General features: G+C 68.0%; 5 protein-coding genes. 1 reads left to right on the plus strand and 4 read right to left on the minus strand.

The annotated features are described in order from the left end of the window. Positions 1–350: 350 nt before the first annotated feature. From AB0C29_RS14720 to AB0C29_RS14735, 4 genes are all read right to left on the minus strand, one after another. A complete protein-coding gene (locus AB0C29_RS14720; RefSeq protein WP_360820284.1) occupies positions 351–659 on the minus strand; it encodes an AzlD domain-containing protein in 309 nt (102 codons plus the stop codon). 113 nt (positions 660–772) lie between these two features. After that, entirely contained in the window at positions 773–1141 is a 369-nt protein-coding gene (locus AB0C29_RS14725; protein WP_360820287.1) for a hypothetical protein, read from the minus strand. Positions 1142–1221: 80 nt separating this feature from the next. Beyond that, positions 1222–1569 carry a hypothetical protein gene (locus AB0C29_RS14730; RefSeq protein ID WP_360820290.1) on the minus strand — a complete coding sequence of 116 codons (348 nt, stop codon included), beginning with the start codon at positions 1567–1569 and terminating at the stop codon, positions 1222–1224. Positions 1570–1642: 73 nt separating this feature from the next. Then, a complete protein-coding gene (locus AB0C29_RS14735; protein WP_360820293.1) occupies positions 1643–10450 on the minus strand; it encodes a DNRLRE domain-containing protein in 8808 nt (2935 codons plus the stop codon). Between the two features lie 400 nt (positions 10451–10850). Between AB0C29_RS14735 and AB0C29_RS14740 the strand changes: the two genes are divergently transcribed. Continuing rightward, a partial coding sequence (locus AB0C29_RS14740; RefSeq protein ID WP_360820296.1) for a hypothetical protein occupies positions 10851–12160 on the plus strand: 1310 nt, incomplete at its 3' end.

A 12160-nucleotide genomic window follows, 5' to 3' on the forward strand; every position in this document is an offset into this window, starting at 1 on the left:
AAAGTGGCCGCCATTGCGGCCACTTTTTACCAAGATCTACCGATTTGGGTTCCTTTCTGAGGCGCAAGCAAGGAGACAGGGGGGCCTTGGGGACTACTCGGAAGGTCAGTCCGGACCCTCGCACAGCTGCGTCGTGAGCGCGACCATCTCGTGCAACCTCCCGTTACCCGAGAATAGAATCGCCATACTCACCGTTACCGCCTTCGCGACCCAGGACAGCGTCGCCTCCGGGATCTGCGGTTGACACAGGGCACTCCCGCCGAGACCGGGCGAGGGTGACCAATCGCCTGGCGGCTCATGGACGGCCACCTTCACCCTGCCAGGTCCGTGCTTGATTCAACCCGCGGCGGTTACTCGACACCGGCCAGCCGGAGCAGGGCGGCGGTAGCGGCCGCGGCGAGGACGACCACGACGAACGGCGCCCGGCGCCAGGCCAGCAGGGCGCCGACCAGGACGCCGGCCGGGCGGGCAATGCCGGCGAAGCCCGTCCCCTCCATCAGGGCGGCCGTGGTCGCCAGGGCCGCCAGCAGCGCTGCCGCGGCCATCGGGAGCAGGCGCTGGAGCTGGTCGGAGAGCTCGAGGCGGTCGCGCAGCACCACGCCGGCCAGCCGCATCGTGTAGGTGCCCACGGCCAGGGTCAGAATCGCCGCAATCAACATGACGCCTCCTCAGACTCGGTGCACCGGTCGGACCCGGGCGGCGGGCCGCCCCGGCCGCGGCGCGCGCGCCGCCGGCCCCGCCCGCGCCCGCGCCCCCCCCCCCGGTCCGGCCGTCAGCCGACGCTCACCGAAACCCCGGTGCCGTCGCCCGCCAGGTATCGCGCCGACCGGTGCCACTCCACGTTCCTGAGCACTTCGTGGATGGCCTCCCAGCTCGACGTCCGGAACGCGATCAGGAGGACGGCCGCTGGTCGCAGCCGGCGGATGTGGTCCAGGTCGGGACCCTCCAGCTCGGCGAAACTGGGCGAGTCCGGGGCCTCCAGGGAGACCTCCCAGGCAGGCCCGTCGCCGAGCCGGCACAGGAGGTACTCCCCGCCGCGATCCTCACTCCGGTGCTGCACCTGCACGCCCTGCGCGGCGAGCGAGCGTTCCACCCCGGCCAGTGTGACCGACTCGAAGACCAGCACGAACATCGCGTCCATCTACGGCCTCAACACTTCCAGCAACCGCGTCTACGACATCCAGCCGGGCTTCCTCACCCTGCTGTCGGACGGCGAACGGATCACCGGGCGGCGCCGCTGGATCGGACCTCCACCGTGGCCGGAGCCATGTCGTCCGAGCTCATCCTGGCCTCGAGGCCGGCGGATTGCAGGATCCCCAGGATCGCGGTCGCCATCAGGTGCTTGACCCGTCCCATGTGCAGGACTGCCTCGTGCTCCGTCTCTCCCGCCATCAGCTTGTCGAACGCGACGGAGCTCAATGCCTCGGACGGCGTCCAGACCACCGCGACGAAACCGTCATCCGGTTCGACACCGAAGCCGCCGGTCTGCGGATCGTCGAATGACGAAGCCTGCAGTCCGGCGGCCTGCAACTCCCGCGCCACTGTGGTCTCGAGTGCCTCGTCAGCCATTCGCCGAGACTAATCCATTCACCGCACCACGACAAAGGGGCCCGGGAATTCGTTCCCCGGGCCCCTCGCCGCACTACCGTCCGCCGCTGGCTCTTCGAATCATTCCCGCCAGCATCTCATTGGCCACGGAATTGACCAGCGCATTGTCACCCCAGGGCACCGACCAGGTCACCCGCGCATTGTCCGCCAGATAACCGGAGAGCTTGCTCGCACACGCGGAGCAGGGTTGCCGTTCGCTGTACAGTTCGGTGATTTTCCCGACGTTGTTGCCCTTGGCCTTCATCGCGTTGATCTGGTCGATGATGTGGTCCTCGGAATGGTAGCCGTCACCCTTGCTGAAGCCGGTGACCAGGCCGTTGTGACCGTCGACCTTGGCCACCGCGACGTTGCCGCCGGGCGCCTTGGTCCGCGGGCCGGTGGGGAATCCGCCACCCCCACGGGCCTTGTACGCCGCAGTGCTGAGACCGTCGCTGTTGTACGGGATCTTCCCACCGCAGTTGTGCACCAGAACCGTGGCGGTCCCGACGACGACGTAGTACGTGTGGATGCCGTCGACGGTCAGGTTGTGGACCTGCCGGGTCTCCTTCCAGGTGTGCGTCGCCTTGACCTCGAGGAGCTTGCCGTCGGCGTCCTCGACCAGGTCGCCGGTCTGCAGCTCCGCGGCGGGGACGAACTTGCCCAGCTGGTCGACCCAGAACGGGTGGCCGTCGGTCGCGATGACGCTTCCCGTGGCTTTCCCGGCCGCGCCGTCGGTGTCGACGGTGATCTCGACCAGCTGCTTTTCTCCGTCACCGGTGATCAGGTCGGTGACCGGCCGGCTCTCGGTGATCCCCAGCTCCGGGTCGCCGGCCAGCACCTCATCGCCGAGGTCGATGTCCTCGATGGGCTTGAGCGAGCCGTCCGCCATGAGCACGGCCGTGCCGGGCACGAAGCTGTTGCTCGCACAACTGCCCCCACGGGAGGCCGCCGTGCCGCCGCTCTTCGCGCCACCGCCACCGCCGCCACCTCGTGCCTTGGCTGGTCCTGCGCTCCCACCGCCGCCGGTCGCCTTGGCACCGCCGGTCGGGCCACCGCCGCCGGACGACGCCTTGGCGGGCGACGGTGCGGCTTTACCGCCACCCTGGGCCGCGTTGGCGGCCTTCGACCCGCTGCGTGCGGCGTCGGCCCCCTTGGCCGCCGACTGGGCGGCGTCCACGCCCTTGGCGGCGTACTTGGCGCCCTTGGCCGCGCTGGCCGCGTAGCCGGCGAACGGGATCGCCGAGGCCGCCGACAGGGCCGCGTTGCCGTAGTCGCCCTCGGCCGCGTACCAGGCCGCGTTGGCCAGGTCGGCGACCTCTCCGACACCGGGTACGAGGCCGGCGACGTCCAGCGCCGCGTGGCCGACGTCGCTGAGGGAGAAGTGGCCGTCGATCTCCACCTGGGAGATCGGGTTGCCGCCGCCGAACGCGTACCGGTTGTTGGTGAACGGATCGGTCGACAGGTTCATGTCGTCCAGGGCGCCGTTGTAGCTGTCCTGGGTCAGGAACCGGTTCAGGCCGGGGTCGTAGTCACGGAACCCCATGTCGTACGAGCCGGAGGACTGGTCGAACCGCTTGCCGTTGAACCGGTAGGCGTTGTACGGCTCCTTGTTCGGATCCTCCGGGTTGCCGGCGTCGGGCTTGTCGGCGCCGCTGAACTGGGCGTCGTCGTTGCTGCCGTACGCGGTGTAGCCGTACGTCGCCCGGGAGTCGCCCTGCTCGTCGGTGATCTGCTCGACGTCGGTGTGCGGGTTGTAACCCTGGTAGGACGTCTCGAAGCTGCCGTCGTCCTTGAACTTCGCCTGCGACAGCAGGTTGCCGTCCGGCCCGTACTGGTAGGTCTTGCGGAGCTTGCCGCCCTCCTCCTCCGACAGCATCTGCTCGGCCAGCCCGAGGTAGGAGAACTTGGTGGTCTTGTCGTTCTGCTTGCGGGTGAGCTGACGGTCCAGCGGGTCGTAGGTGTACTCGGTGTCGCCACCGGGCGTCTTGGTGTACTTGGTCGTGCGGTCGAAGCCGTCGTAGGTGTACTTCTCGGTTTCCTTGCCGTCCGTCGTCGTGCTTTCCTGCCGGCCGAAGTCGTCGTACTTGAACGTCGAGCTGACCGAGATGCCGGCGGTGGTGGACGTGGAGGTCTTGAGCCGGTTCTTGTCGTAGTTGAACGTGGTCCTGGTGTTCTTGACCGACTGCTCGATGACGTTGCTGTTGGCGTCGTGGACATACGTCTCGGTGCCGGCACCGCTACCGGTCTTGACCTGCTTGCGGATCCGGTCCCTGGGGTCGTACTCGTACGTCGTGGTGGTGTCGATCGTCGCCGACTTGTTGTCCGCGTTCTGCTTCTTGGCGACGTCCTTGGCGCGGTGGCCGTTGGCGTCGTACTCGATGGTGTGCTCGTTGACCACCGTGCCGTTCGACTTCTTCTCGACCTGCTTCTGCAGCTGCTCGTCGAGGTAGTAGTCGTAGGTGACGGTGTTGCCGTTGCCCTTCTTCTCCGTGGCGACCTGGCCCCGCTTCGTGTACGTGAAGGTGGTCGTCTTCGCGTCGGAGTCGGTGGCGGTCTTGCCGTTCTTCAGCTCCGAGACCAGGTCACGGGCGTCGTAGGTGTACTTCGAGTACGTCTTGTCGTGCGTCAGCTCGAGCAGGTTGTCGTTGACGTCGTAGCCGTACCTGGTGGTGTTCTTGACCGAGCCGTCGAGCTTCTCCTCGACCTTCTCCATGCGGTTGACCACGTCGTAGGTCATCGCGTACGTGTCGATCTTGGCGTCGGTGCTCTTGTCGAGCATCGTCGTCAGGTTGGCGTTGGCGTCGTAGGAGAACTCGAAGTTCTTCCGGGCGGTGCCGGAGCCGGCGCCGTCGTCGGACTGGGTCTTCTGCTTGCCGTCCGGGAAGAACGTCCAGTTCATCTGCCGGGTCTTGTTGTTCGCCCCGGTCACCTTGCGGGAGGTCTGGTTGCCGATGGCGTCGTAGTCGTACTCGGTCCTGATGCCGAAGGCGTCGGTGCTGGTGCGGTTCCAGCCGTTGTCCCAGTACGTGTACTTGTTCTCGGGCCGGGTCGTCTCACCCTCCGACGGCGGGGAACTCACCGTCCTGGTGTTGCCGACCTCGTCGTAGGTGTAGACGGTCTTGTCGGCCGTCTTGTACCGGTCGTCCCCGGAGGCGTACGGCTCCTGCTGCTCCTTGACCCGGTTCAGCACGTCGTAGACGGTCACCGTGGCGAAATCGTTCAGGTCGCCGGTGGTCTCGACACCCCGCGGTGAGATGGCCCGGGTCTTGTTGCCGACCTCGTCGTATTCGAACTTGGAGGTGCGGTATGTCGTCGTGCCGTCGACCGTCTTGTGCGGAGCTTTGATCTCCTCGACCGCGGAACGCGCGTCGAACTTGACGGTGGTGCGGTTGTTCTCCCGGTCCACCGTGGCAGTCGGGTTGCCGTCGCGGTCGTACTCCGTCTTCGTGACGTTGCCGGCCGCGTCGGTGATCGCGATCTGCCGGTGGTTGAGGTCGTAGTCGTACTTCGCGTTGTAGTCGTCGGGGTCGGTGGTGGCCGACTTGCGCTGATCCGCCGCGGTCTTCAGGTTCCCCACGTTGTCGTAGGTGGAGACGACCCGGCCGCCGAGCGGGTCGGTGGCCTCGACGACCTGGTTCAGTTCGTCGTAGCGGTAGGTCGTCGTGTAGTCGTCCGGAGTCGCGGTCAGGTTGCCCTTGGGCTCGGTGTCACGCAGCAGGTTGCCGACGTTGTCGTAGTCGTAGGTGGTGAGGCGCTCCGGCGCACCGCTGCCGTCGCTGGGCTCCTTGCGGAACTCCAGCCGGTCGGTCGGATCGTGGCCCGACTCCGTCACGGCCCCGTTGGCCGCCTCCTCGCGCACCACGTTGTCGTTGCCGTCGTAGGTCGGGCCGGGCGTGACGATGAAGACGTTGTTCGCGGTGTCCTTGGGCTCCCGCGAGTTCAGCGGCCGGCCGAAGACGTCGTAGGTGTACGTCGAGGTCTTGCCGGCGGCGTCGGTGATCGAGACGACGTTGCCGATGGCGTCGTACTCGTACGTCTCCTTCTGGTTGAGGGCGTCGGTGATGGTCCGCGGATAGCCGACCGGGTCGTAGTCGTCGTACTTGGTGGTGTTGTCGTTGGCGTCGGTCGAGGTCTTCTGCTGACCCCACGTGTCGTAGGTGTAGACCGAGGTGTAGTCACCGGCGGCCGCGGTCGCGGTGCCCTTGGGGTCGGTGACCGAGGTCAGGTTGCCGTAGGCGTCGTAGCCGAAGGTGTGCTTGCGGCCCTCGGGGGACGTCTTGGCGGTCAGCTCGGCGGTGTGGCCCTTGAGCCCGAACCGGTACTCGAGTTTCTGCGCCGGCCAGTTGTTCTTGTTGGCCTCCGGATCTTTGATCTCCAGCGGCAGGCCGGTCTTCTCGTCGTAGACCCAGGTGGTGACCGCGCCGTTGTCCTCGGCCAGGCGCCGCACGTTGTTGTCGGCGTCCCAGGTCAGCTCGGTCTTCTGCTGCTTGGCGTTGGTCAGCAGGGTGGGCCGGCCGTAGCCGTCGAGCAGGTACTTCGAGGCGTGCCCGTTCGCGTCGGTGACCACGTTCTCGATGAACGAGCCGGTCGAGCCGTCCGGGTCGGTGTAGGTGAAGCCGGTCTCCTTGTCGTTGCGGTCGGTCACGTGCTCGGCGCGCCACTTGAGCAGGTTGCCGGCGGACGCCGGGAAGTAGCCGAGCTTCGTACCGTTGCCGCGCGGGTCGTCGACCCGGACCAGCTTGGGATTGTTGAGGCCGGAGGCGTCGTCGTAGTAGAAGCCGAACGGCTTCTCGTCCGGCGTGCCCTGCCCGTCGAGGACCTCGCGCAGCAGGCCCTTGTCGTTGTAGGTCAGGGTGACGCGGCGCCCGGTGACGTCGGTGATGGCCCGCAGCTGGTTGACGATCTGGCCGTTGGCCAGGTTCGTGCCGGACTGCTTGGTGTCGCTGTTGCCGGTGAAGAAGGGGAAGTTGTCGCCGCTGTTGAAGTACTCGAAGGTCAGCGTGCGGCGGCCGGTGGCGTCGGTGATGTACTTCAGCACCCCGGTGTTGCGGTTGCCGACCTTGACCCGCTCGTAGGTGAACCGCAGGTCGTTGCCGTTCTTGTCGATGACGGCGGTCTGGTAGCCGTCCACGTCGAAGTAGAACTGGCTGCGGTCCGGCCGGGTCATCACCCAGGTACGGGTCGGGTCGTCGCCGTTGCGCTGCAGATAGAGGTGCACGCCCGCGGCACTGTCGTAGTCCCAGTCGGCCTCGTTGCTGCTGTTGTGCTTGTTGAGGTCGAAGAAGTGGCTGGTGCCGTCGCCGTCGGTCAGCGTGATCTTCGCCGGCCAGCGGGCGTCACCGCCGGAGAACTGCAGCGGTGAGCCGAGCCGGGTGACGGTCGAGGTCGACAGCGACCAGCCGTACCCGATGTAGGAATTGGAACTGTCCTGGCTGTTGTACGACAGCCGCAGGAACGTGGACAGGCCGCGGCTCGGGTTGCTGAACGCGTTGTAGCTGAACACCGCGTTGCCGGAGAACTGGTTCACCATCACGGTCGAGCCGGCGCCCGCGTTCTGGCCGGTGTACTGGTAGAACTTCTCCAGCCCGAGCTGGTCGGAGGTCGGGTCCTCGACGGTCACCGGCTGGGCCAGCGGCGGGATCTCCCACACCTGCGACAGCCACTGGTTGGTGGTCTTGTTGCGCAGGTCCCACTTGAGGACGAACTTCTGCCGCTTGTTGCCCTGGTCCGAGCGGACCGGCGTCATGATCTTCGCGTTGACCGTGGTCACCGCGCCGGAGGCGAGATCCACCGGCAGCGGGGTCTCGCGCTGGTTGTCGCCGTTGGTGACGTCGGTGCCGTCGGCCAGCTCCCACCGGTACGACAGCACCCAGTCCGCCTTGTTCAGCGCCGAGCTCGTCGAGTTGGTGATGGTGACCGGGGACGTGTACTCGTCACCCGGGATCATCCGCGAGGGCACGGTCGGCGCGTAGTAGGTGTTCTCCGTGGCCGGCGCCGTGTAGATCACCTCGAGGCGGGGCCGCTGCCGGATGTCCGGCACCTCACCCGCGGTGAACAGCACCCGTTGTGTCGGCGTGGACTCGTTGGCCAGCCGGAACAGCACACCCTTGTTGCTGCTCGGGGTGTTGACCCAGCCCTGCACCAGCGCGGTGGCGTTCCAGTTCTGCCAGCGCGGATCGGTGCCGATGTTGGTCACCGAGCCCGAGGCCGCCGCCGTGTAGTCGCCACCGGGGGTGGTCCACGCGGTCGAACCGGCGGCCTTGTTCCACGAGCCGGTGGCCTCGTCGAAGTCACGGGTCAGGCCGTGCATGTTGAAGGTGGCGCCGCCGTCGCCCTCGGAGTACGCACCCCAGAGGCCGACCTTCGCGCTGAGCACCTTGGTGCCCGTGGGCAGCCCGGTCATGCTCGGCCACTTCACCACGGCCCGGCTGGTGCCGAAGATCGAGCCGTTGTTGCCGATCTGGACCAGTCCGCCGCCGTCGAGCACGTCGTGGCCGGTGTCGGGCTGCTTGCTGGTCAGCGTCGTGTCGGTGGAGTTGCCCTGCAGCACGCGCACGATGTGGCCGGCCTTGGGCAGCTGCACCTGCTCGGCCGGGGACGGGATGAGCTGCCCGTCGCGGGTCTTCACGACGATCATGTAGTAGAACGGGGCACCGAACTCGGTGGCGTTGTTCGCCGGCGTCGGGGTGCCGCTGGTGTCGCTGTAGGACGTGCGGTCCTTGAGGATGGGTGCGACCAGGGTGCGCTCCGAGGGGATGAAGCTCTGCGCGGAGCTGCGGTGCACCTGGTATTCGACGATGTCGTCGCTCGTGCTGCTCGACGGGTCGGCGTAGGCGCTCCAGGCCAGCTCGGCGCCGGTGGAACGGATCGTCGTCGGCATCTGCAGCGTCACGCCGGGCCGGCCCCAGGTCAGCAGCAGGGTCGGGAAGGTGTCGACCTCGCCACCGAACGCGTTCTCGGCCCCCTCGTAGCGCGGGCCGCTGAGCACACTGGCCTCGTTCGGGGTCTTGAGCACAAAACCGTTGTTGGCCTGCTTGCCGTCGATCCAGTCCTGCACGATCGACCGGACGCTGAACGTGTGCCAGGCGTGGTTCTGGAAGGCGCCCTTGCTGTCGGCGGCCTTCTTGACCAGGCGCACGCCGTCGGCCACGACGGTCTTGTTCGCGACGTCACCCAGGACGACCTTGTGGGTGGTGCCGGCGTTGAAGGAGAACTCGCCCAGCGACACCCAGGCCCCGCTGCCCGAACCGGTGGTCTGGTTGACCGTCTTCACCGTGCTGCCACCGGTGTGGAAGACCGTGTACGGCGCGTTGGTGGCCCGGTCGGCGCCGGGGACGTAGTGCACCTGCACGTCGTACTTGCCGGCCTCGGTGACCCGCGGCACCCAGGTGTAGGTGTCGCCGGTGGTGGCCCCGCTGTTGGTGCGGTAGCTGCCGCTCAGCGCCGCCGCGGCGCTGACCGAGGGCCACTCCCCCACCGCCGCGGTCTTGCCGGAGTCGGCGTTGTCGATCTGCTCGGTGTTGGTGCCGATCTCGCCGACCGCGGTGTTGATGTTGTTCCAGGTGACCGTGCTCTCGTTCCAGGGCGCGGTCACCCGGTGCGCGTTGATCGGCACCACGGTGCTGTCCAGCGCGTTCACCATGTTCTGGTCGAAGTACATCTTGAGCTGGGCCGAGTCCAGCTTCGTACCGGCCGGGACCTCGCTGAGCGGGAACTTCACCAGGCTGCGGAAGATCGCGTTGGTGGAGCCGCTGACCTGGTTGGTGCCGACCGACAGCCGCCACGACGTGTCGTAGTTGACCGCCGGGTCGTACGAGTTGATCATCCCGTCCTGGGCCTGGCCCACCTGCGGCTGCACCTTGATGGTGGGGTCGATGACCACCGGGTACCTGCGGGCGCTGTCGCGCAGCCACTTCTCGTCGGCCGTGACGGTGAGCCGGAGCGTGGAGCCGGAGCCGGTGAGGACCTGGGTGACCTTGTTGCTCCACCCGGTGCCGGTCGGCGTGGCCGGGTCGGCGCCGCTGTCGTACATGTACGGCTTCGGCAGGTAGAACAGCGGCGCACCGTCGGCGTCGGCAGCACGGAAGGCGATCGAACCGTCGGGCTGCGCGGCGGCGGTGACCCCGTCGAGCGCGAGCGTGAAGGTGTACGACGCGGCCCCGGCCGGGGCCTTGTCGAGCACGATCTTCTCCTTCAGCGCCGAGGCGTTGACGTCGTAGGCGACGTCGGCGCTGCCGAACACGTCCGGATAGCGGACCGCGCTGCCCCGCACCTTGGGTGTCACCTTGCGGGCGGCCCCGGCGACGCCGACGGACACCGAGCGTCCGCCCAGGTCATAGCGGACGAGCCGGTCGGTGCGGTCGCCGAAGCGGCTGTCGAAGGAGTTCTTCCCGGCGCGGTAGACGTACCCCTGCTCGCCGGTGCGCCGGACCGTGGTGTCGATGTCCTGCCAGCGCCCGCCGGCGTCGCGGTAGTGCAGCGGCGTGCCGCTGACCTCGGCCTGCGTGCGGCCGTCGGCCAGGGTCCACACCTTGGCGTTCGAGGTACGCGCCGAGATCTTCTCCGCGACCCGTTTCGCGGCCGGCAACGTCTTACCGGTGGGCGCCTTCTGCCGGTCCGGCAGACTGCTGCCCGGTCCCGGCGGGGTGGCGGCGACCGGGCGGCCCTTGACCGGCGGCACGCCCGGGGGCGGATCGGCCAGCACCACGGCGTCACGGGCGCGTTCCTCGGCGGACTTCGACGACGGTCCGTCGTCACCGAGGCGCTGCGTGGCGACCAGGCCCGAGCCGATGAGCAGCAGGCCGAGCAGGCCCGCGCCGATGGCGGTACGACGACGGCGATTGTGCGGAGAATGGGTGTCCATGCTCGTCGAGCTCTCCTCGATGGAGGTGCGGACATGCGACGGAACAGGCAGCCTCGATCGCCACACGTCGCCATTGGAGAAATGGGCGTGCGGGAAGGGCGGATGTGCGCTGGTGAATGTCGCTGGCCGACTCGGTTGACAGAAGAATTGCGACGCGTACAAGCGCGTCGGACCGAGCGGATCCGGCCCCCCGTGTGGTGGTACTCAGCCGATAGCTGGCAGCGACCGTATCAGCCGGATCCGTCACCGGCAATGACCGTCCTCAATGGTCCGACACCTCTCCCGCAGTCGGAATGTCCCATTGTCCAGCACCTGCGATACGACGGCGCCCGGGACAGCGCGACCCGGAATGGCGTGCATAACCTGCCTGCGCCATCGTTGTGTCACGGGGGAGGAATCAATGAAGGTGCCGAACAGCCGCATATTCGCAGGTGCGGCCGTCGCCGCCCTGGCTGTTACGACAATCGTCTACTCAGGAGGGCCGGCCCAGGCCCTCGACCATCAGCTGGGGCTGCCCGCCTTCGGCGACCTCGTCGTCGACCAGGACCACGACCAGGTCTACATCACCGGCGGGTCCGGCTCGAACGGCGTCGTCGTCACCGACCTCGACGGCCACGTGAAGAAGACGATCACCGGTCAGTACGGCGCGACCGGCCTGGCCCTGAACGCCGACAACCACAAGCTCTACGTGGCCCTGGCCGCCGGCGACGCGATCTCGGTGATCGACACCCACACCCTCAAGGAGACCGACCGCTACAGCACCGGCGCGCGGACGTGCCCCACCCACCTCGTCCGGGCCGGCGAGCTGCTCTGGTTCGGCCACGGCTGCGACGGCACCTGGAGCGGCGGCGTGGGCCGGGTGAAGTTCCCGGAACCGGTGGAGCCCGGCCCGTCCACGTCCCCGTCCCCGTCCGCATCGCCGTCCGCGTCGCCGTCACCGTCGCCGAGCACGCCGCCCAAGCCCACCATCGATCTCAACACCCAGGGCGACGTCCGCTTCCAGCGGGCACCCCTGCTGGCCGCCCACGACGACGCCGCCGGTCCGCTGGTCGCCGCGCAGCTCAACCTCAGCCTGTCCACGGTGTACGTCTACGACATCGGCGAGAGCGGTGACCTGACCACCAGGACCTCCGGCACCGCGCCGGGCAGCAACCTCAACGACATCAGCATCGACAAGTACGGCCAGACCCTGCTGACCGGGGCCGGATCCCGCAACGCCACCCAGGCGTACGCGATCGACGACCTGTCCGGCCGCGGCTCCTACTACACCGGGTACTACCCGGTCGCCGTTGCGGCGGCCCCCGACGACTACCACGTCGCCAACGGCGTCCGCGCCACCGGCGACGACATCTACGTCTACGAGACCGGCGGTGTCGTCCCCGAGCGGCGCATCGACATCACCACCGACGTGCTCGCCCCGCGCGGCCTGGTGTGGTCCCCCGACAGCGAAACCCTGTACGCCGTCACCCAGCCGGCCGCGGGCGGCGCACCGACCCTGCACGTCATCGACAACCCGCCCTCAGGACCGGCGGGGGCGCGGCCACCGAGCCGCGCCCCCACGTCACGTGCCCCGGCGGCTGTTCAGCAGCAGCGACACCTGCAGGATGCCGCAACTGAGCAGGGCGGCCGCCGGGTGCAGGTCGAGGCTGCGCTCGGTCAGGTGCCGGCTGATGGCCGCGGCGATCACCGCGTCGGCGTACGGGGTGATCG

Source organism: Actinoplanes sp. NPDC048791, from assembly GCF_040650095.1.
Taxonomy (GTDB): Bacteria; Actinomycetota; Actinomycetes; order Mycobacteriales; family Micromonosporaceae; genus Actinoplanes.